19 protein-coding genes are annotated in these 20053 nt (G+C 51.9%); 7 read left to right on the forward strand and 12 right to left on the reverse strand.

Annotated features, from left to right (window positions below):
- Positions 1-191: 191 nt before the first annotated feature.
- A complete protein-coding gene (locus ACJJJB_RS07175) occupies positions 192-800 on the forward strand; it encodes a TMEM175 family protein (protein ID WP_083922847.1) in 609 nt (202 codons plus the stop codon).
- A 38-nt stretch (positions 801-838) separates the two neighbouring features.
- On the opposite strand, the gene ACJJJB_RS07180 is transcribed toward ACJJJB_RS07175, so the two are convergent.
- The 6 genes from ACJJJB_RS07180 to ACJJJB_RS07205 all read right to left on the reverse strand — a co-directional run bounded on the left by ACJJJB_RS07180 (position 839) and on the right by ACJJJB_RS07205 (position 6444).
- Positions 839-1279: a GNAT family N-acetyltransferase gene (locus ACJJJB_RS07180; protein WP_020415253.1), complete on the reverse strand. Its 441-nt coding sequence runs from the start codon at positions 1277-1279 to the stop codon at positions 839-841.
- 1 nt (position 1280) lies between these two features.
- Complete coding sequence (locus ACJJJB_RS07185) at positions 1281-2435, reverse strand: cupin domain-containing protein (protein ID WP_020415254.1); 1155 nt, start codon at positions 2433-2435, stop codon at positions 1281-1283.
- 129 nt (positions 2436-2564) lie between these two features.
- Complete coding sequence (gene purB / locus ACJJJB_RS07190; RefSeq protein ID WP_444945110.1) at positions 2565-3938, reverse strand: adenylosuccinate lyase; 1374 nt, start codon at positions 3936-3938, stop codon at positions 2565-2567.
- A gap of 15 nt (positions 3939-3953) precedes the next feature.
- On the reverse strand, positions 3954-4589 hold the full coding sequence (gene hflD / locus ACJJJB_RS07195; RefSeq protein ID WP_020415256.1) for a high frequency lysogenization protein HflD: 636 nt from the start codon (positions 4587-4589) through the stop codon (positions 3954-3956).
- A 9-nt stretch (positions 4590-4598) separates the two neighbouring features.
- On the reverse strand, positions 4599-5744 hold the full coding sequence (gene mnmA / locus ACJJJB_RS07200) for a tRNA 2-thiouridine(34) synthase MnmA (RefSeq protein ID WP_444945109.1): 1146 nt from the start codon (positions 5742-5744) through the stop codon (positions 4599-4601).
- A 97-nt stretch (positions 5745-5841) separates the two neighbouring features.
- Positions 5842-6444: a pseudouridine synthase gene (locus tag ACJJJB_RS07205; RefSeq protein WP_020415258.1), complete on the reverse strand. Its 603-nt coding sequence runs from the start codon at positions 6442-6444 to the stop codon at positions 5842-5844.
- A 149-nt stretch (positions 6445-6593) separates the two neighbouring features.
- On the opposite strand from ACJJJB_RS07205, the gene icd reads away from it, so the two are divergent.
- Entirely contained in the window at positions 6594-7844 is a 1251-nt protein-coding gene (gene icd / locus ACJJJB_RS07210; RefSeq protein WP_020415259.1) for an NADP-dependent isocitrate dehydrogenase, read from the forward strand.
- A 106-nt stretch (positions 7845-7950) separates the two neighbouring features.
- On the opposite strand, the gene cspD is transcribed toward icd, so the two are convergent.
- Positions 7951-8253: a cold shock domain-containing protein CspD gene (gene cspD, locus ACJJJB_RS07215; protein ID WP_444945108.1), complete on the reverse strand. Its 303-nt coding sequence runs from the start codon at positions 8251-8253 to the stop codon at positions 7951-7953.
- A 280-nt stretch (positions 8254-8533) separates the two neighbouring features.
- On the opposite strand from cspD, the gene clpS reads away from it, so the two are divergent.
- Complete coding sequence (gene clpS / locus ACJJJB_RS07220) at positions 8534-8914, forward strand: ATP-dependent Clp protease adapter ClpS (RefSeq protein ID WP_020415261.1); 381 nt, start codon at positions 8534-8536, stop codon at positions 8912-8914.
- Positions 8915-9048: 134 nt separating this feature from the next.
- Positions 9049-11328 carry an ATP-dependent Clp protease ATP-binding subunit ClpA gene (gene clpA / locus ACJJJB_RS07225; protein WP_020415262.1) on the forward strand — a complete coding sequence of 760 codons (2280 nt, stop codon included), beginning with the start codon at positions 9049-9051 and terminating at the stop codon, positions 11326-11328.
- Between the two features lie 93 nt (positions 11329-11421).
- On the opposite strand, the gene infA is transcribed toward clpA, so the two are convergent.
- From infA to ACJJJB_RS07250, 5 genes are all read right to left on the reverse strand, one after another.
- Positions 11422-11640, reverse strand: coding sequence for a translation initiation factor IF-1 (gene infA / locus ACJJJB_RS07230; RefSeq protein WP_010130378.1), 219 nt, complete (start codon positions 11638-11640; stop codon positions 11422-11424).
- Between the two features lie 127 nt (positions 11641-11767).
- Positions 11768-12487: an arginyltransferase gene (locus ACJJJB_RS07235; RefSeq protein WP_020415263.1), complete on the reverse strand. Its 720-nt coding sequence runs from the start codon at positions 12485-12487 to the stop codon at positions 11768-11770.
- The gene (gene aat, locus ACJJJB_RS07240; RefSeq protein WP_444902641.1) at positions 12480-13172 is read right to left on the reverse strand and encodes a leucyl/phenylalanyl-tRNA--protein transferase; all 693 of its coding nucleotides are present in this window, start codon (positions 13170-13172) and stop codon (positions 12480-12482) included. Before aat ends, ACJJJB_RS07235 begins: the two co-directional genes overlap by 8 nt.
- A 95-nt stretch (positions 13173-13267) precedes the next feature.
- On the reverse strand, positions 13268-14212 hold the full coding sequence (trxB, locus tag ACJJJB_RS07245) for a thioredoxin-disulfide reductase (protein ID WP_020415265.1): 945 nt from the start codon (positions 14210-14212) through the stop codon (positions 13268-13270).
- A gap of 500 nt (positions 14213-14712) precedes the next feature.
- Positions 14713-14919 carry a hypothetical protein gene (locus tag ACJJJB_RS07250; protein ID WP_445365955.1) on the reverse strand — a complete coding sequence of 69 codons (207 nt, stop codon included), beginning with the start codon at positions 14917-14919 and terminating at the stop codon, positions 14713-14715.
- A 733-nt stretch (positions 14920-15652) separates the two neighbouring features.
- On the opposite strand from ACJJJB_RS07250, the gene ACJJJB_RS07255 reads away from it, so the two are divergent.
- The 3 genes from ACJJJB_RS07255 to ACJJJB_RS07265 all read left to right on the forward strand — a co-directional run bounded on the left by ACJJJB_RS07255 (position 15653) and on the right by ACJJJB_RS07265 (position 20036).
- Positions 15653-17995: a DNA translocase FtsK gene (locus tag ACJJJB_RS07255; protein WP_445365956.1), complete on the forward strand. Its 2343-nt coding sequence runs from the start codon at positions 15653-15655 to the stop codon at positions 17993-17995.
- A gap of 93 nt (positions 17996-18088) precedes the next feature.
- Complete coding sequence (gene lolA / locus ACJJJB_RS07260) at positions 18089-18700, forward strand: outer membrane lipoprotein periplasmic chaperone LolA (RefSeq protein ID WP_020415268.1); 612 nt, start codon at positions 18089-18091, stop codon at positions 18698-18700.
- On the forward strand, positions 18693-20036 hold the full coding sequence (locus tag ACJJJB_RS07265; protein ID WP_445365957.1) for a replication-associated recombination protein A: 1344 nt from the start codon (positions 18693-18695) through the stop codon (positions 20034-20036). The genes lolA and ACJJJB_RS07265 overlap by 8 nt, the downstream gene beginning before the upstream one ends.
- Positions 20037-20053 lie beyond the last annotated feature (17 nt).

The raw sequence follows: 20053 nt of genomic DNA on the forward strand, positions 1-20053 counted from the left end.
AAATGTAAAAACTATACACTTACAAAGTCGTTATCATATTGTTTAACTAATTAATTTAAAAATCCGAGTATTCAGTAATCAGAAGGTAAGGTTGAAATTATATAGCGAACAAAGGGCGACTATTTGCGCTAGCAGCGGCTAAAAGAAGGGTTTGGACTTAACTTAGTAATAGCTAGCTTTGCGCGATAGAAATGATGCAACACAAGTCCTTTTTGTCTAGTCGTATCAATGCACTCAGTGATGGCGTTTTTGCTATCGCCATGACCCTGCTGGTGTTTAACATTCAAATTCCTGACTTGGTAGATATTAAGCCGGGCGAGGATTTTCAAACCAAAATGCAGCAACAGATTCCTCATATATTTTCCTGGCTATTGAGTGTTGCAATCCTTTGTCGTTTATGGCTCAACCACAATCACTTGATGGCTGATCATGAGTCTAAGTCTGTGGGCTTTACCAGCCTTAACTTTCTATTACTTGGTGCGGTTGCTTTTATTCCTTTTCCATCGGCTTTGTTGGGAGAGTATCCAGATCAAGCCTGGTCGGTAATTTTATTGTCCATCAGTTACGCAGTTGCTGCGCTGGCAATTGCAGGAATGTGGTTTATTGCTCCAAATAGAGCGAGTGTGAGTGGGAAAAGGGTGCTATTAGTGAGCATGGTCATGTTGCTGACCAGCATTTTGGCATGTCTCTTAACAATCTTTAATCCCTATTGGGGATTGGCGCTTTGGATAACGTACGTTGTGGGTATAGCTCCATTAGCTTACCTAATGGAGCGTTATGTCTTTGTCGAGGCTGATTAGTCTCTGATGGGAAAGGCCTGTACAGTGTAATACTACGGTTAACTCTTTTGTAAGGGGCAGCCGAACTCTTGCAACATTTTAATATGAGGGATTCCGGCTTCATAAAAAACAGGCCCCTCCGTTGTAAAACCAGCTTTAGCATAAAAGCCTTTGGCATGTTGTTGGGCGTGAAGGTAGACTTTGCGATAACCATGCTGTTTAGCATGATTACAGATTGCTATTAGTAGTTGAGCACCGAGTCCCAGGCCACGGGCAGCTTTGCTAATCGCCATGCGGCCAATCTTACCATCTGTTGTCAACCGACCAGTGCCAACTGGAATGCCTGTACGAAAAACCAGGAAGTGTTGTGCGCTTTCTTCTTGATCATCCCACTCCAATTCCATGGGAACATTTTGTTCTCGCACAAATACGGCTTCTCGAATTGCCCGAATTCTCTCCCTTTCACTATTCCATTCAGCTGGGCGAATGAGAGTGTCCATTTCAGAAGTCCTCAGGTGGATAGATCAATGTGCCCTGTGCAACCAGTTGATCGAGAAGGCCGCTGACTTCGGCTATTTCCGGGAAAGCTTCGATATCATTCCAGGTTACTTCATGGGAGTCAGCGAACTGTTCGGCAAATACCAGTGGGCAGGGGAAGGCCTCACCATCAACAAACAAAGTGGCTGGTTCGCGGCAAAAGGCAGCGCGGGAGGCGGGGTTTAATACCAGTTGTACTCCCTTGGGCATCTGCTCGCGCCAATCTACTGCGTCATCTGCATCCAATGCCACTGTGTCCGGGTATTTTGCTTCAGTCATAACCGCGCCAAACCACTGGGCGATTTTTTCCGGTTGCTGCAGCCACTCGCCGAGCTGTTGTTGCAGGCGGGCAACAGAGGCGGGATCAATTTCCGCTGGGTTTTTCGCCACTTCAGCACCGGCATCGGTGTAGCGCTGGCTGTCCGGTAAATCCATAGCGATTTCAGCGGCGAGATCTTCGAGGATCGCGGCGGCGGAAGGGGCGCGGAAACCAATGGAAATTGTGGTGCATCCGCCTTCGGCTATTCCCCAGTGGCTGTATTGGGGCGGCAAGTAAAGCATATCGCCGGGCTCTAGTACCCAGCTGTTTTCTGCTTCGAATTCTTTCAGGATATTGAGGGACGTTCCTTCAAGGCGAGGATTGCTTTCATCCACCTTGGGGCCTTGTTGCCACAAACGCTTGCCTTCGGCCTGGAGAAGAAACACATCGTAGTGATCGTAGTGGGGACCAACGCTGCCCTTATCGGCGGCGTAACTGATCATCACATCATCCAGGCGCCAGTCGGGGATAAAGCGGAAGAAATCTTTCAGTTCAGCAATTTCTGACATCCACTGATCGACAGCTTGTACCAGCAGGGTCCAGTGGGTTTTAGGGAGGGAAAGAAAATCTTCTTCAGTGAATGGACCTGTGCGCAGCTCCCAGGGACCGCTCTTGCCATTCTCCAATACCAAGCGAGATTCGACCGCTTCCTCCAGGGCCATACCTGCGAGTTCTTCCCCGGAAATGGGCGACTCAAAATTGGCGAAAGCATTGCGTATCAGCAGGGGTTTCTGCTGCCAATAGTCACGCATAAAAACTTCGATGGGCATGTCGCCAAGGTGGGTAAGGGGGCTGGCCACGGTAACTCTCACTGTCAGAAGGCTGGGGTTTGTGTCTGGATATTCTGAGGCTCGGAAACTATCCAGCGTACTTTTGTATTTTTTAAAAGATGACCAGCCGCACCAGGTGCGGCTGGTAGCCGGACTCGTTTAAATTTTACGAGCCTGTTCCACGGCATTACCGATATAGGATGCCGGAGTCATTTCCAGCAGATCGCTCTTGGCCTCTGCGGGAATCTCCAGGTTCTCGATAAATACTTTCAGGGTTTCACGGGTGATACCCTGGCCACGGGTGAGGGCCTTCAGTTTCTCGTAAGGCTCTTCAATGTTGTAGCGACGCATAACCGTTTGGATCGGCTCTGCCAATACTTCCCATGAATTATCCAGGTCTTCCGCCAGGCGCTCGCGGTTGATTTCCAGTTTGCCCAGGCCTTTCATGGTGGCGGCATAGGCAATGGCGGAATAGCCCGCACCCACCCCCATATTGCGCAGTACGGTGGAGTCTGTCAGGTCGCGCTGCCAGCGGGATACTGGAAGTTTGGCTGCCAGGTGCTGGAATACGGCGTTGGCGATACCCAGGTTGCCTTCGGAGTTTTCGAAGTCAATGGGGTTAACTTTGTGCGGCATGGTGGAGGAGCCAACTTCACCGGCAACGACTTTTTGCTTGAAGTAACCCAGGGAGATATAGCCCCACACATCGCGGTCAAAATCGATCAGGATGGTGTTAAAGCGGGCAACAGCGTCGAACAGCTCAGCAATGTAGTCGTGGGGCTCGATCTGGGTGGTGTAGGGGTTCCAGGTAAGGCCCAGGGAAGAAATGAATTCTTCAGCATTTTGCTCCCAATCAATATTGGGATAGGCGGACAGGTGAGCGTTGTAATTACCTACCGCGCCGTTAATTTTACCCAGTAGCGGTACCGCTTTAATCTGTGCTACCTGGCGGCGCAGGCGCGCGGCCACGTTGGCAAGTTCTTTACCAACAGTAGACGGGCTGGCTGTCTGGCCGTGAGTACGGGACAGCATGGGTACGTCGGCAAAGTCCTGGGCCAGGTCTACGATAGCGTCAATCAGGGCTTCCATCGCAGGCAACATGACGTTGTCGCGACCGGCGCGAAGCATCAGGGCGTGGGACAGGTTGTTAATGTCCTCAGAGGTGCAGGCAAAGTGTACGAATTCGCTCACTGTTGCCAGCTGGGCATTGCTGCTGATTTTATCCTTGAGGAAGTATTCAACCGCTTTTACATCGTGGTTGGTGGTGCGCTCGATTTCCTTGATGCGCTCAGCATCTTCCAGGGAGAAGTCGGCCACAATGCTATCGAGCAGCTTGTTGGCAGCTTCGTCAAACTGCTCAACTTCGGCGATCTCTTTATGTGCGGAAAGTTTTTGCAGCCAGCGTACTTCCACTTCAACGCGGGCGCGGATCAGGCCGTATTCACTGAAAATTTCACGCAGGGGGGCAGTCTTGCTCTCGTAGCGACCATCAATAGGGGATACCGCTGTGAGTGCGGAAAGCTCAACTGTCATAGTAAATCTCCGGGATTAGTGTTCTATAGATTCGATATGTGCGATCCATTCGTCGGTCGCACGCAAAAGCTTTTTGCGTTGGAACAACAGGTGTAGGCGACGCCCACCCAGCTGTCGCCATAGTGTCGCCGAGCGAACACCGGCAAACAGCATTGAGCGAATTTGATTGGCGATACGTTGCTGTTGCAGGTAGTTAAAATCGCCAAGAACCTGAATACGAAAGCGGAAGGTGCCGAGGGTGTCACTATAGGTGCTGGCCAGATTGGAAAAGATATTTTCGTGAGTCAGTGAAAAGTGTTCGGCTTGACCCTTGGCTTTCTCCAGGCGGCTGCCGATAACGGAAAGCAGGTCCTTTTTCTTGCTCAATTGTCGTTGCAAGTAGAGGACGGAGAGTGTGTAGCGCAGGCAATCTGTGTACTCGGGATGTTGCCGGGACTGCAATATTTGTTTGGAGACCTTAAGGCCGGGCAGCAGGTGCTTTGCCCCTGCAAAAATATCCTCAGTGCGGTCGGGGTTAATCTGGAAGAGGCTGTACACCCCCGTTTCCAGTTGCGCCTGGGGCGCCGTGCCAGTTTTGGCAAGGCGCTCCACCAGAGTTGCGGATTGAAAAATTCCGGCCAGTGCCAATGCCTGATCCCGCCAGTTATTCAAAATTGCTCCTTAGTGCTTCTTGTATTTTTCCGGTATGGCGGAGCCGATGCCTGTGGCTCGCTCAATAACCGCGCCACCGAGGCAAACCTCGCCATCATACAGTACCAGGGATTGACCTGGCGTGATGGCACGCTGTGGCTCATCAAACGCTACGACCAAGCTCCCATTTTCCTGTACATGCACTGTGCAGTCCTGGTCTGGTTGGCGGTAGCGGGTTTTAGCCTGGCAGCGGAATGTTTCACCTGGTGCGGCTGCGTTAATCCAGTGCGTCTGGCTAGCCTCTAAGCCAGTTGCGTATAGCAGGGGATGATGTGCGCCTTGTGCGACAATTAATACATTGCGCTCCAGGTCCTTACCCACAACATACCAGGGTTCTTCACCGGCGCCTTTTACGCCGCCGATACCCAGGCCTTGGCGCTGGCCAATGGTGTGGTACATCAGGCCCGCATGACGCCCCATTGTTTCACCTTCCGGCGTTTCCATATCCCCGGGTTGTGCGGGCAGATATTGCTCAAGAAAGTCCTTGAAGCGACGCTCACCGATAAAACAGATACCGGTGCTGTCCTTTTTATTGTGAGTAATAAAGCCATTTTCCTCGGCAATACGTCGGACTTCCGGTTTCTCCAGCTCCCCCAGCGGAAAAAGGGAGCGGGCAAACTCTTCTTCTCCAACGGCGTGCAGGAAATAGCTTTGATCCTTGTTGCCATCGAGTCCTTTGAGTAGATAGGTGCGGCCATCTATATCACGGCGGCGAGTGTAGTGCCCGGTAGCAATCGCATCAGCCCCGAGAACCTCGGCATATTCAAGGAAAACCTTAAATTTGATCTCCCGGTTACAAAGGATATCCGGGTTGGGGGTGCGTCCTTCTTTATACTCTGCCAGGAAATATTCGAATACGTGGTCCCAGTACTCTGCGGCAAAGTTAGCGGTATGTAATTTGATACCAAGCTTTTCACAGACTGCCTGGGCATCCGCCAGGTCTGCCTTGGCGGTGCAGTATTCTGTGCCGTCATCTTCATCCCAGTTTTTCATGAACAGGCCTTCCACCTGGTAGCCTTGCTGGATCAGCAGGTGTGCGGCTACAGAGGAATCCACACCGCCGGACATACCGACGATGATGCGCTTTAGCTGTTTGTTGAGGGTGGAATCAGGCATAAGAAGAACAGTCACTACTTCACTGGCATGAAAGGGGGGCGAATTTTACCTGCGAACGCCCCATTTGACCAAGACCGCTTTGATCTTCCGTTATAGATTATCGCTTTCGGCGCGGTCGATTGCGGTTGAGTGCTGGTTTTGTTCGGGGTTTGGGGGCGCCAAAAACCTCTTCTGTTCGATACTCGCCAGGCTTTAATGAGTCGAGCTTCCAGCTGCCTATCGCCACCCGGATTAGCCGCAGGGTAGGGAAGCCGACCGCTGCAGTCATCCGCCTTACCTGGCGATTCCGCCCCTCGGAAATAGTCAGCTCCAGCCAGCTGGTTGGAATCGACTTGCGTTCGCGAATTGGCGGTGTGCGGGGCCAGGGCTCCATATCAGGCAGGCGCCTGGCCTTGGCAGGTGCGGTTCGGCCATCCTTCAGGTCTACCCCTTGCCTGAGCATATAAAGAGCATCATCAGTAATTTCACCCTCCACCTGGGCCCAATAGGTCTTGGGCATCTTCCGCTTGGGGTGGCTGATTTGATGTTGTAGCGCTCCATCATCAGTCAGCAGTAGTAAACCTTCAGAATCGTAGTCCAGGCGGCCCGCCGCATAGAATCCCTTGTGCTGGATATAGTTAGCCAGAGTGGCGCGATCCTGATCATCTGTAAATTGGCTTAATACGCCAAAAGGCTTGTTGAGGAGAATAATCTTTGCCATAAGAAAAATTGAGTATTGTAATCCAACTACAAAAATTAACCGAGGCTGCTATAATCCCGCCGTTTTTTATCCCCGCCCAATGGTCCCGGGGGAGCGGTGCAAGCAACGCTGGACCTAAAAAGTCATAGAATTTTGGGAGTTTACGCAATATGGGTCATATCCAAGTGCCGGCAGACGGCGAAAAAGTTACAGTCAATTCCGACGGTTCGCTGAATGTTCCGAATCGCCCGGTTATTCCTTTCATCGAGGGTGACGGCATCGGTGTGGATATCACCCCGGTAATGCGCAAGGTGATCGACGCGTCTGTAGAAAAAGCTTTCGGCGGCGAAAAGAAAATCGAGTGGATGGAAATCTACTGCGGTGAGAAAGCGGCAGAGACTTACGCTGGCGACTGGTTCCCGGCTGAAACCCTCGAAGCGATCAAAGACTACGTTGTTAGCATTAAAGGCCCTCTGACCACTCCAGTAGGTGGAGGCTTCCGTTCCCTGAACGTTGCCCTGCGTCAGGAGCTGGATCTGTACGTATGTCAGCGCCCGGTGCGCTGGTTCAGCGGTGTACCTTCTCCGGTTAAAGAGCCGAACAAGGTAGACATGGTTATCTTCCGTGAAAACTCCGAAGATATCTACGCTGGTATCGAGTGGAAAGCCGACACTGACGAAGCTAAGAAAGTTATCAAGTTCCTGCAGGACGAGATGGGTGTTAAGAAGATCCGTTTCCCTGAGAACTGTGGTATCGGTGTTAAGCCGGTTTCTGCAGAAGGTACCAAGCGTCTCGTGCGCAAGGCTATCCAGTACGCTGTGGACCAGGATCGCGATTCTGTAACCCTGGTACACAAAGGCAACATCATGAAGTTTACCGAAGGTGCCTTCGCTGATTGGGGTTACGAGCTGGCTCGCGACGAGTTTGGCGCTCAGCCGCTGGACGGCGGCCCCTGGCACAGCTTCAAGAACCCGAAGACTGGCAAGGAAATCGTTGTTAAGGACGTAATTGCTGACGCAATGCTGCAGCAGATCCTGCTGCGTCCGGCGGAGTACGACGTAATTGCTACCCTGAACCTGAACGGTGACTACCTGTCTGACGCACTGGCTGCACAGGTTGGTGGTATTGGTATCGCTCCGGGCGCAAACCTGTCCGACGACGTTGCCCTGTTCGAAGCGACTCACGGTACTGCGCCCAAGTACGCTGGCCAGGATAAAGTTAACCCGGGCTCCCTGATTCTTTCCGCTGAGATGATGCTGCGTCACCTGGGCTGGAACGAAGCTGCTGACCTGGTAATCAAGGGTATGGAAGGTGCTATCGAAGCCAAAACTGTAACCTACGATTTCGAGCGTCTGATGGACGGTGCTGAGCTGAAGTCCTGTTCTGCGTTTGGTGACGAAGTTATCAAGCACATGGCATAAGGTGCCAAATTGGATGCCGGGCTTTGAGGCTCAGCTCCGATAGTAAAAAGGCCCTTCACTGTGCAGTGAAGGGCCTTTTTTTGCGTGCGAACTTGCCGCAATAAGGCTAGTCGAGAGCCTCCGCTTCCTTTTCTCTCACGCTCTCGGCATAGGCCGGTTCGGAGTTTGGAATGGAAGGTTTGCTGGCAGTGGGCATATCGCCCGAGGGCACAGTAGAAATATTGGCGGCGTGGTAGCCTTTATCGCCCCTGACGATATCAAAGGTGACTTGCTGACCAGCTTTCAGGGTTCGGTAGCCTTCCATCTGAATGGCGGAATAGTGCGCGAACAGATCCTCCCCTCCTTCATCTGCAAGAATAAACCCATATCCCTTTGCGTTGTTGAACCACTTCACGGTACCGGTAGGCATAACGAATTCCCTCTAATTGCCTGAGTGACCAGTTGGCCACCTTACAGAGTTTTTATATTTATTTGACCTGCGGATTAATCGACTGCGATCCTATCTGCGATTAACGGCTGTGAACGTGCAGGCACTAACTCTTGTAGTCAACTGGTATGGGAATGTCAAGAAACGCAGGTGGACTCTGTGATGTCTCTGTGTCGTTGGTCAAATAAGGTTACAATGGCAGGTTGTTGATAGTTGCGCAGGTTGCAACATCGAGGCTTTAAAAAATTCATTGATAATTGTTATGAGTATTCCGCAGATCATTACACTAAGCTCCGATATGTCAGAGGGAGACAGTTACGACTTGGAGGATTCCGATGGCGGGCTTGCACTGGAGGAGGCGCCACCCAAGTTAAAGCAGCCTCCCATGTATAAGGTCATTATGCTCAACGATGACTACACCCCCATGGACTTTGTTGTAGAGACTTTGGAACTGTTTTTTTCAGTCAACCGGGAGCGCGCCACGCAGTTGATGCTGCAAGTACACACGCGGGGAAAAGCAGTGTGCGGTGTCTATACTCGGGATATAGCGGAGACAAAGGCCGCGCAGGTCAATCAATTCGCCCAGGAGAATGAGCACCCCCTGTTATGCGAAATTGAGGCGGATGAAAGTAAAGAAGATTGATCTTGAATAGAGCTGCTTTTAAACAAGGGTCCCGTCACCTGAAGGGAATCAGCCAGGATATAGACGCCGGCAAAGGGTGCGCGCCTACCAGCGGAGTCGGCGGGAAATATTGGCGATTAGGGTTTGAGGTTTAGATGCTCAGCAAGGACTTAGAGGTAACGCTTAATCTGGCGTTCAAGGGTGCGCGCGCTAAACGGCACGAATTCATGACCGTAGAGCACCTATTGCTGGCGCTTTTGGACAATGAATCTGCGGCTGATGTGTTGCATGCCTGTGGAGCCGATCTAAGCGCGTTGCGACGTGAGTTGCTGGAGTTCGTAGACTCCACAACGCCATTAATTCCAGAGGCTGATACAGACCGTGAGACTCAGCCCACACTCGGGTTCCAGAGGGTCCTGCAAAGGGCCGTTTTCCATGTCCAGTCATCCGGTAAAAAGGAAGTCACAGGGGCTAATGTCCTCGTTGCTATTTTTTGTGAGCAGGAAAGTCAGGCTGTTTACTATCTGAAACAGCAGAGTGTTGCTCGTATTGATGTGGTGAACTACATCACCCATGGCATTTCCCGCGTAGGATCCAGTGGTAATAATCACCACCATGGCTCCGATACGACGCCTGAACAGGTTGATGAAGAGATCAGCGGGGGTGCAGAGCCAGGTGGCTCCGATCCACTGGAAAGTTATGCGACCAACCTGAACCAAGAGGCTATCCTCGGCCGCATTGACCCCCTGGTAGGGCGTGGGCCCGAAGTGGAACGGGTAACCCAGGTTCTGGCCAGGCGCCGCAAAAACAACCCGCTGCTTGTTGGTGAGTCTGGTGTTGGTAAGACCGCCATTGCTGAGGGGCTTGCTCGCCGTATAGTGGACGAAGATATTCCTGAACCGCTCAAAGACAGCACTATTTATTCCCTTGATCTTGGCTCCCTTCTGGCCGGGACAAAATACCGGGGAGATTTTGAAAAGCGCTTTAAAGCATTGTTGGCTGAATTAAAAAAGCGCGAGCACGCAGTACTGTTTATTGACGAAATTCACACGATTATCGGTGCGGGTGCGGCTTCCGGTGGAGTGATGGATGCCTCCAATCTGCTTAAGCCACTGCTTTCCAGTGGCCAGCTGCGCTGTATAGGCTCAACGACATTTACTGAGTACCGTGGGATTTTCGAAAAAGATCGGGCACTTTCCAGGCGCTTCCAGAAAATTGATGTCAGTGAGCCTTCGGTTGAAGAAACCATCCAAATCCTGCAGGGGTTACGGAGTTGTTTCGAAGACCACCACAAGGTGCGTTTTACCGATGCGGCCCTGGATGCCGCGGCACAGCTTTCCAGTCGCCATATCACCGAGCGATTCCTGCCGGATAAAGCAATTGACGTTATTGATGAGGCCGGCGCCTACCAATCCCTGCTACCTGCGGAGACTCGGAAGGAAGTAATTGGAGTTGGTGAAATTGAGTCCGTGATTGCGAAAATGGCCCGGATTCCAGCCAAGAGCGTATCGGCATCGGATAAGGAACAGTTATCCAAATTGGACGACAACCTGAAGATGGTTGTGTTTGGCCAGGATAGTGCCATTGAGGCGCTGAGTACGGCGATCAAGCTTAGCAGGGCGGGTCTCGGTGCGGAGGAGAAGCCCATAGGTTCCTTCCTCTTCTCGGGCCCAACCGGTGTCGGGAAGACTGAGCTGTGTCGCCAGTTGGCTAAAGTGATGGGAATCGAGTTGATTCGTTTCGATATGTCCGAGTATATGGAGCGCCATACGGTTTCCCGTCTGATTGGTGCTCCGCCGGGCTATGTCGGTTTTGATCAGGGCGGACTGCTGACTGATTCTGTGACCAAGCATCCCCACAGTGTTGTGTTACTGGATGAAATTGAGAAAGCACATCCAGAGGTGTTTAACCTGTTATTGCAGGTGATGGATCACGGTACTCTGACTGACAATAACGGCCGCAAGGCTGATTTCCGCAACGTTATTCTCATCATGACCACCAATGCAGGTGCTGAGCTGATGAGTCGGCGTTCTATTGGCTTTTCAAATCAGGATCACTCCACCGACGGCATGGAGGAGATCAAGAAAATGTTCACGCCGGAATTCCGCAATCGCTTGGATAGCATTATCCAGTTCGGGTCATTGCCGCTGGATGTGGTGAAGACGGTGGTGGACAAGTTTATTGTTGAGCTGCAGGCGCAACTTGATGATTCCCGCGTAACCTTGGCTGTAGATGATGAGGCCCGCGAGTGGCTGGCAATTCGTGGTTATGATGAAAAAATGGGTGCGCGTCCAATGTCACGCCTGATTCGTGACAAGCTGCGCAAGCCCCTGGCCGAAGCTGTGTTGTTCGGTGAATTGGCAGAAGAGGGTGGGCGTGTTGCGGTCACTATCGAGGGTGATGAGCTGGCGATAAAAACTGCGGTTCCAGCCTGACTTTACCTCAGGTTCAACCGAAAAAAGCCACCTTGCGGTGGCTTTTTTTTGTCTGGACAAGCGGCCCGTAAGGCACTTCCCCAGGCGAGCAGTTTAACGGGCGCGGTAAGTAATGCGGCCCTTGCTCAGGTCGTAAGGGGTGAGTTCCACCTTGACCTTATCGCCAGTGAGGATACGAATGTAGTTTTTGCGCATTTTTCCAGAGATGTGCGCAATTACCACGTGTCCGTTTTCCAGCTTTACGCGGAAAGTGGTATTTGGCAGGGTGTCAATCACCTCGCCTTCCATTTCAATATAATCGTCTTTTGCCATGCGGCAGCAACCTTCAAATAACTTGATCAGACCATTTACCCCGGTGGCGCTTTGGCCTAGCCGCGGCTTGACGGGCGAGCATTTTGCACGAAAAGGCTGAATAGAGCAAAGGGCGTGTGCTAGTGCTTTAGAGAGACTTCAGGCTCCAGCGGTTTTCCTTAAGCATTTCAATCGGTCGAAACTGGCTTTTGTAGGCCATTTTGTGGCACTGCTCTATCCAGTAACCCAGGTAGAGATTGGGGAGTCCGAGTCGCCTGGCCCATTCAATCTGGTAGAGAATGCAGTAACTGCCCAAGCTGCGCTTGTCCTCATCCGGGTCGAAGAAAGTATAGATGGCAGAGAGGCCAGCAGTGAGCAGGTCAGTAACAGCTACTGCAACCAGCTTGCCCCTAGCGCGCAACTCAATATAGCGGGTGGCTCCCCAAGCCTGGCTCAGGAAACTTCGGTATTGCTCCCGGCTGGGTGGATACATCTCTCCGTCGGCATGGCGTTGCTCAATGTAGCGAGCATACAACTCGTAGTGCTCGTCAGTATCAATAGACTCGATGTGGAAGATATCCAGGTCTCGATTGCGTTTCCAGCAGCGGCGCTGGTTGCGATCTGGTACAAACAGGTTCACCGGCACCCTTGCCGGAATGCAAGCCCTACATGTGGCACATTGTGGGCGGTATAGGTAGGCGCCACTGCGGCGGAAACCCAGCTCGGACAGACGGTTGTACAGGCGTTGGTCCACCTCTGTCTGGGGGTCCACAAATACCGTGGTGGCCTCCCGGTCCGGCAGGTAGCCGCAGGGGTGGGGCAGCGTGGCCAGCAAGCGTACAGAATCCAGTTGCGAATATTTACCCATAAGTCCAACAAAGCTTCCAAGGCTGTGGAAATGCGGGCTGTCTAATTCCGCTTTCCAGCAATTGTTCGAAATCCCTACGGCACAATTCAATGGCCCCCAGGCTGGTCAGGTGCGGGTTACTAACCTGGCAGTCGACGAGCGGGCAGCCCCACAATTCTAATTGCCGAATGAGGTGGACAAAAGCGACTTTGGAAGCGTCTGTTTCTCTGTGAAACATCGACTCGCCAAAGAACACTTTGCCAATGGCCAGTCCATAGAGTCCTCCAACAAGCTTGCCCTCTCGCCACACCTCTACAGAGTGGGCATGGCCGAGATGATGCATATCTACGTAGGCCTGGCACATCTCATCAGTGATCCAGGTGCCATCTTCGCCGGACCTGGGCGCGCGGCAGGCATCGATGACCTCCTCGAATGCCTGGTCAAATGTAACCTGAAAGGCTCCGCGGCGCAGTACTTTGCGAAGGCTTCGCCCGATCTTAAAGTCGTGGGGAATAACTACACAGCGTGGTGAGGGGCTCCACCAGAGAATGGGTTGCTCGTCGGAGTACCAGGGGAATATCCCGCGTCGGTACGCTGCGAGCAGCCAGTCTGGTGATAGGTCACCGCCAACTGCGAGCAAACCGTTGGGATCATCCAATGCCGCTCTAGTAGGGGGGAAGTCGATATGGTTTTCATCGAGCCACATCAAGCGGCTTTGGGTATTCCTTGCCACAAGCTGACTCCTGTCCGAGGAGATGGCGGGGGTCCGGGCGGAGAGATTCCACCCGGAGTGGGAGGGTGTTACTGGGCGTCCAGGAAGCGCTCGGCGTCCAGGGCTGCCATACAGCCGGTGCCGGCAGAAGTTACAGCCTGACGGTAGATATGATCAGAGACGTCACCGGCTGCAAATACGCCGGGAATGGATGTTTGGGTGGCATTACCCTCCAGGCCGCTTTGAACGATGATATAGCCACCATTCATTTCCAGCTGACCTTCAAAGATGCCGGTATTTGGCTTATGGCCAATGGCGATAAATACACCGGACACATCCAGCTCTTTGGTGGAGTCGTCCTGGGTGCTACGAACCCGCAGTCCCGTTACGCCGTTGTCATCGCCCAAAACCTCGTCCAGAGTGTGGTGCCAGCAAACCTTGATGTTGCCGTTTTCCACTTTTTCCATCAGGCGGTCCTGCAGAATTTTCTCCGCACGCAGTTCATTGCGGCGGTGAATCAGGGTTACTTCACTGGCGATATTGGACAGGTAAAGCGCCTCTTCAACGGCGGTGTTACCACCACCTACAACTGCTACTTTTTGATCGCGGTAGAAGAAACCATCGCAAGTTGCACAGGCGCTCACACCGCGCCCCTGAAAGGCTTCCTCGGACGGAAGACCTAAGTACTGGGCTGAGGCGCCAGTAGCGATGATCAGTGAGTCACAAGTGTAAGTCTCATTGCCCTTGAGGGTGAATGGGCGCTGGTTGAGGTCAACAGATTCAATGTGATCGAAAATGACCTGGGTGTCGAAACGCTCTGCGTGTTGCTGCATTTGTACCATCAAATCTGGGCCCTGCAGATCAGGGATGCCGCCCGGCCAGTTTTCAACTTCGGTTGTGGTGGTCAGCTGCCCACCTTGCTGCATACCGGTGATAACTACAGGATTCAGGTTAGCGCGGGCAGCGTAAATGGCGGCAGTGTAGCCTGCGGGGCCCGAGCCGAGAATGATCAGTCGATGATGATTGTTGCTCATGAAATTCTCTTTAAGACTGTCGGTGTGCAAAGTTTCCCCGGCGAACCGGGTTTCACAAGTCTGGCTACTTTTTGATCAGCCGAGACTATCAAGTTGGCGGATATAATAGGCGATAGTTACAAATGGGCGAAATAGTTTGCCTTAATTTGTTCCATTGGAAAGTGCTATCTGTGAGAGAGGTGTGTGACAGAGGCTCCCCCGACAGTGGTTAAATGATGACAGATCATGTGAATAAATTACCTTAGCAAGATAAGCTAATTCATTGATATATATGAAATTATATTTAATCAAAGTTAATTCTTGGAACGGAACAAGGTTGTGCCTAAAGGTTAGGCGCCAGCCAGTTTTATATTGGTTCAGATGTTGCCCTTGGATTTTAGGTAGGGGCAGGTGGGGGCCTGAGACTGTCAGCAGCAGGATAGGGCACCCCGCCCTTATTTCAGTTTGAATGAGGCAGTCCAGACCTTCGCATCAGTGAGAGATAGTGGATGACGTTTTTTCTATCCGGCCACTTTTTGTTTTGAATCCCAGTGGACACCATCGCGCAAGCCAGCACGACCACCGGACTTGGCGGAGATCGTATCGCTCAGCCTTAAAGCCAGGTGCGATATTGTTGCGGATGGGTACAATGTCTGCACTGTGGATGTTCTTGGCGCCACAAAGATTTCCCCGGAAGTGTTGAAGTCTTCGTTAAAGACGCCAGGCATTGCCCTCCAAAAGGAATCTTTTGATGCGGTGGTGCACAAAATGGGCTTGCACTAGGTGATTAGTGTTGATCAGCCAATAGTCATTCAGGGGGCTTATTGAGATTGAAGCCTGGAGGACGGCTCATAGTTTGGGGGTTATTGCCTGGTACTGGCATTCTGCAGGCTGCTTTTATAGATTTTGTACAAAAATTCAGCATGCCAGTTCATTGTGAGTGCCAGACGTTTGATCGCTAATTTCTCTGAGAGAATCAGTTGCTATGGCACTTCAAGAGTGCTGACTTTGATGAAGTAGTACAAGTTTCTGTACTGTCTATCGTTTTAGTATGGAAGCCATACTGGGTGCTGAATTGGCCGAAGACCGCAGTAAACTGGTTGCTTTGAACCGGTTTGCGCGAAATAGGATACCGGTGAGCTTAAGACATGGGGCATCCTGGAAGGAAAGTGGGGAGGATCCATCTATCAAGGTATCTACTGCTTCTTTCGCGCATATAAGCCAAGTTGGCGAAAAACAAATGTGCACAATCCGCGAGCGAACTAACTGAATGTTACTCATAAAAAGACTAGGGTAGAGAGCTGGATAGAAAACTGGGTCAAAGTTAGATGGTAAGGCTGGCCCCAGCTGAGCTGAAAAGCTTTATATTTAGCCAATCTTCAAAAATTCGGCATAAATTTTAGACAGGTGCCGGTTTTGCTAATCATTCTACAAACAACAAATTAGTATTGAGGTAAGCCATTGAAGGCCGAAAGTGCTACTGAAGAGACCTCTGACAAGAGCGGCGCTTTGCCGGATTCACTGATCGCCCGTTTGATTCGCGAAGGCGCATTGATCAGTTTACTAGCTGGGGCGTTATTACTCGCGATCAGTCTGCTGAGTTACGACTCTCAGGATCCCGGTTGGTCCCATACCGGGCAGTCCAGTCAAATTCACAATGCTATCGGCCCAGCTGGCGCTTGGCTTGCGGATGTATGTTTGTCATTGCTTGGTTGGATGGCTTACATATTTCCATTGCTGATCGGCTTGCGCGCATACCGTATTTTGCGTGATCGCAATGCTCGCTTCCATGGTCCTCTCTTTGCCCTCAGGGTTTTTGGATTAATCCTGGTGTTGGTCAGTGGCGCAGCGTTGGCGACATTATGTTTTGCTCCAGCAGACAACCCGTTACCGTTTTCCAATGGTGGAATTATAGGTGCAGCGCTTTCCAGTGCTACCGGTGCAAGCCTTGGTTATGTGGGAGCCACAATTTTATTACTGGCGATATTTGCTATTGGCATTACCGTGTTTACAGGCTTGTCCTGGCTAAAATTGGCGGAATCTATTGGGCGCAACGTGCTGGGATTGTTTGCTCTGCTCATTAGTTTTTATAAGCGCTGGCGCCAAAAACGAACCGAGGTGCGGGTAGCGCGTGAGGCCATAGTGGTGCGCAAAGCTGCGGTAGAAGAAGAAAAGCAACGTACAGCGAAGCGAATCCCGCCGAAGATTGAAGCCACAGCACCCAAGCCCAAGCAAAGCCCGCGTGCAGCCAAAGAGAAACAGGGAGAGCTTTTTAAAAGTGGTCCTGTTACCGGTACTTTGCCGCCTCTGGGATTATTGGACCCTGCCGATCAAAACAAGAAAGCAGGCTTCTCACGAGAGTCTTTGGAGGCCCTATCCCGGCTGCTTGAGCTAAAGCTAAAGGATTTCGGAGTGGTCGCTGAGGTGGTTTCTGTTCTACCCGGTCCGGTGGTAACTCGCTTTGAAATCCAGCCAGCCCCAGGAGTGAAAGTCAGTAAAATTTCCAACCTGGCCAAAGACTTGGCGCGCTCCCTGGCGGTGATTAGTGTGCGCGTTGTGGAGGTAATTCCTGGCAAGTCAGTGGTGGGAATTGAGATTCCTAATGAGAATCGCCAGATGGTGCGTCTTAGTGAGGTGTTATCGGCAGATGTTTACGATAATGCCAAGTCGCCATTAACACTGGCCCTGGGCCACGATATTTCCGGACAGCCTGTAGTGGCTGATCTTGCGAAGATGCCACACCTTCTTGTAGCCGGGACTACCGGCTCCGGTAAGTCGGTCGGCATCAATGTAATGTTGCTCAGTCTGCTCTACAAGTCGACTCCTGAAGAGGTCCGCCTGATTTTGGTAGATCCAAAGATGTTGGAGTTGTCTGTTTATGAGGGCATCCCCCACCTTCTTACACCGGTTATTACTGATATGAATGATGCAGCCAATGGTCTGCGCTGGTGTGTTGGTGAAATGGAGCGCCGCTATAAGCTGATGGCTGCGATGGGTGTGCGCAACCTGGCAGGTTTTAACCGCAAGGTGAAGGAGGCGGAAGAAGCTGGGGAGCCACTTCTCGACCCATTGTGGCAACCGGATCCTGCTCTGAGCGTGCCCGAAGAGGATCAGACCGCTCCAGCGCTGAAATCGCTTCCCGCTATCGTGGTGGTTATCGATGAATTTGCCGACATGATGATGATCGTCGGTAAAAAAGTGGAGCAGTTGATTGCGCGCATCGCACAGAAGGCCCGTGCCGCAGGAATTCACTTGCTACTCGCGACCCAGCGCCCCTCAGTAGATGTGATTACTGGTTTGATCAAGGCAAATGTGCCTACCCGTATTGGTTTCCAGGTTTCTTCTAAAGTGGATTCTCGGACTATTCTCGATCAGGGTGGTGCTGAGCAGCTACTCGGGCACGGTGACATGTTGTACCTGCCCCCCGGCAGTGGTGTGCCTGTGCGGGTACATGGTGCTTTCGTGGATGACCATGAGGTGCATAAGGTAGTTGCAGATTGGGGGCGTCGCGGACAGCCAGATTATATTGATGGCATCATTGATGACAGCAATAACAGTATCCCAGTACCCGGCCTGCAATCTGAGGGAGGGGAGGATGAAGACCCAGAGGCTGATGCCCTCTATGATGAGGCAGTAGCCTTTGTAACAAAATCCCGGAAAGCCTCTATTTCTTCTGTGCAGCGCCAATTGCGTATCGGCTACAATCGGGCCGCGCGAATTATCGATGCCATGGAGGCTGCTGGTGTTGTTTCCCCTGCGGGGCATAATGGCAACCGCGAGGTATTGGCACCGCCTCCCGCTTAAGCTGAAGAGTCCGAAAAGGGGAGGTGGGGGTTAAGCTACAGTTCACTTGGCTGCGGCTAACCTTTAAGGAAATCAACACACTGGAATTCAATTATGAAAAGTGTTCTGCGCAACTTATTACTAAGTTTGACCGTTGCGACCAGTGCCGCCTGGGCCGATGCTACCGATGATCTCAGCAAACAGTTGCAACCACTGGCGGCGCTGTCTGGAAACTTCAAGCAGACCCTTATTGATGAGCGCGGGAAGGTAACCCAGGAGAGCAACGGTAACTTCTCTGTGCAACGGCCGGGAAAGCTCCGCTGGAAAACAGGGGAACCCTATGCGCAATTGTTGGTTACCAACAATAAAACCCTGTGGCTTTACGACCCGGACCTGGAGCAGGTAACCGTGCGGCCGGTTGACACCCGCATTAAGGAAACTCCGGCGTTGTTGCTTGGAGGCAAAGTAGAAGAGATCCGTAAATCCTTTGATGTAAATCTCAAAGATGGTGTTTATCACCTGACTCCCAAAAACCCCAAAGCCCCTTTTAAGGCAATGGAAATCCACTTTGCTAAGGATGGCTTGCCTGATTCCATGACTGTGCGTGATGGAATGGGGCAGACCACCAAAATTAAATTTAGCGGTATGAAGGCAAACCCGAAATTGTCCGATTCTATATTTAACTTTAAACCGCCAGCTGGTACCGACATTATCAAAGATGAGTGATCTGTTTCATTCCCCTCAAAGACACCAACCCCTGGCTGCTCGTATGCGGCCTAACTCTCTGGCCTCTTATGTGGGCCAGTCGCATTTATTGGGGGAGGGAAAACCGTTGCGCGAGGCGGTGGAGCGTGGTCAGCTGCACTCAATGATTCTTTGGGGGCCACCGGGAGTGGGTAAAACTACTTTCGCCCGATTACTCGCCCAGGAGTGTGATGCTCGCTTTGCCACACTTTCTGCCGTACTGGCTGGAGTAAAGGATATTCGCCAGGCAGTAGCGGAGGCCGAGCAACACAGGATGCAATCCAGCCGCGGCACTATCCTTTTTGTGGATGAGGTTCATCGTTTCAATAAGGCCCAGCAGGATGCGTTTCTTCCCTATGTGGAGGAGGGCACTGTAACTTTCGTTGGCGCCACCACCGAGAACCCCGCTTTCGAGTTAAATAATGCGCTCCTATCGAGGTGCCGAGTTTATCTGTTACGCAGCATTCCCGAAGATGATCTAGCGGGCCTTTTGCAGCGTGCATTGAGAACCGATCAACAGTTGCTCGACCGCAATACCTGTGTACCAGATGAGTTGTTGCTCAAGATTGCGCGTGCGGCCGATGGCGATGCGCGCAGTGCGCTCAATCTACTCGAGGTGGCCTGTGACCTCGCCAAAGAGCAGTCGGGACAGTTGGTTGTCGATGAAAGTGTACTTGCTGAAGTGCTCAGCGCTGATGTGCGTCGTTTCGATAAAGGTGGTGATTATTTTTACGATCAGATTTCTGCCATGCATAAGTCTGTACGTGGTTCCGATCCAGATGCTGCACTTTATTGGTTTATACGGATGCTGGATGGTGGTTGTGATCCACTTTACGTCGCCCGCAGAGTGGTGCGTATGGCCAGTGAGGACATAGGCAACGCAGACCCGCGCGCATTACAGTTAGCTCTCAACGCCTGGGATGTGCAGGAGAGACTTGGCAGCCCAGAGGGGGAATTGGCAATCGCCCAGGCGATTACGTATCTCGCTGTGGCAGCGAAAAGCAATGCAGTCTATTCGGCTTATAAGCGCGCAGTTGCAGATGTACGTCGCGAGCCTAGCTACGATGTGCCGGTCCACTTGCGCAACGCGCCCACCAAGCTGGCAAAAAGCTTGTCCCATGGAGCTGAGTATCGCTATGCACATGACGAGCCCGATGCCTATGCCGCGGGAGAAAACTATTTTCCAGAAGAAATTGCGGATCGCCAGTATTACCAGCCTGTCCCGCGGGGGCTGGAATTGAAGATCGCTGAAAAATTGCAGATGCTGCGCCGTCTCAATAGCGAGAGTGGCCAGCAGCGCTACAAATTCAAGCCATAGGTATTAGGGGGAAGCAG

The sequence above is a fragment of the Microbulbifer variabilis genome, assembly GCF_052468405.1.

Coding starts and splice junctions, on each gene's coding strand:
- ACJJJB_RS07205 (WP_020415258.1), bottom strand. CDS start 6,444: ATGGCAAAGATTATTCTCCTCAACAAGCCTTTTGGCGTATTAAGCCAA.
- ACJJJB_RS07235 (WP_020415263.1), bottom strand. CDS start 12,487: ATGGGTAAATATTCGCAACTGGATTCTGTACGCTTGCTGGCCACGCTG.
- cspD (WP_444945108.1), bottom strand. CDS start 8,253: ATGCCTACCGGTACCGTGAAGTGGTTCAACAACGCAAAGGGATATGGG.
- ACJJJB_RS07175 (WP_083922847.1), top strand. CDS start 192: ATGATGCAACACAAGTCCTTTTTGTCTAGTCGTATCAATGCACTCAGT.
- infA (WP_010130378.1), bottom strand. CDS start 11,640: ATGGCAAAAGACGATTATATTGAAATGGAAGGCGAGGTGATTGACACC.
- purB (WP_444945110.1), bottom strand. CDS start 3,938: ATGACAGTTGAGCTTTCCGCACTCACAGCGGTATCCCCTATTGATGGT.
- aat (WP_444902641.1), bottom strand. CDS start 13,172: ATGTGGCTCGATGAAAACCATATCGACTTCCCCCCTACTAGAGCGGCA.
- lolA (WP_020415268.1), top strand. CDS start 18,089: ATGAAAAGTGTTCTGCGCAACTTATTACTAAGTTTGACCGTTGCGACC.
- ACJJJB_RS07250 (WP_445365955.1), bottom strand. CDS start 14,919: ATGCCTGGCGTCTTTAACGAAGACTTCAACACTTCCGGGGAAATCTTT.
- ACJJJB_RS07265 (WP_445365957.1), top strand. CDS start 18,693: ATGAGTGATCTGTTTCATTCCCCTCAAAGACACCAACCCCTGGCTGCT.
- ACJJJB_RS07180 (WP_020415253.1), bottom strand. CDS start 1,279: ATGGACACTCTCATTCGCCCAGCTGAATGGAATAGTGAAAGGGAGAGA.
- trxB (WP_020415265.1), bottom strand. CDS start 14,212: ATGAGCAACAATCATCATCGACTGATCATTCTCGGCTCGGGCCCCGCA.
- icd (WP_020415259.1), top strand. CDS start 6,594: ATGGGTCATATCCAAGTGCCGGCAGACGGCGAAAAAGTTACAGTCAAT.
- clpA (WP_020415262.1), top strand. CDS start 9,049: ATGCTCAGCAAGGACTTAGAGGTAACGCTTAATCTGGCGTTCAAGGGT.
- mnmA (WP_444945109.1), bottom strand. CDS start 5,744: ATGCCTGATTCCACCCTCAACAAACAGCTAAAGCGCATCATCGTCGGT.
- clpS (WP_020415261.1), top strand. CDS start 8,534: ATGAGTATTCCGCAGATCATTACACTAAGCTCCGATATGTCAGAGGGA.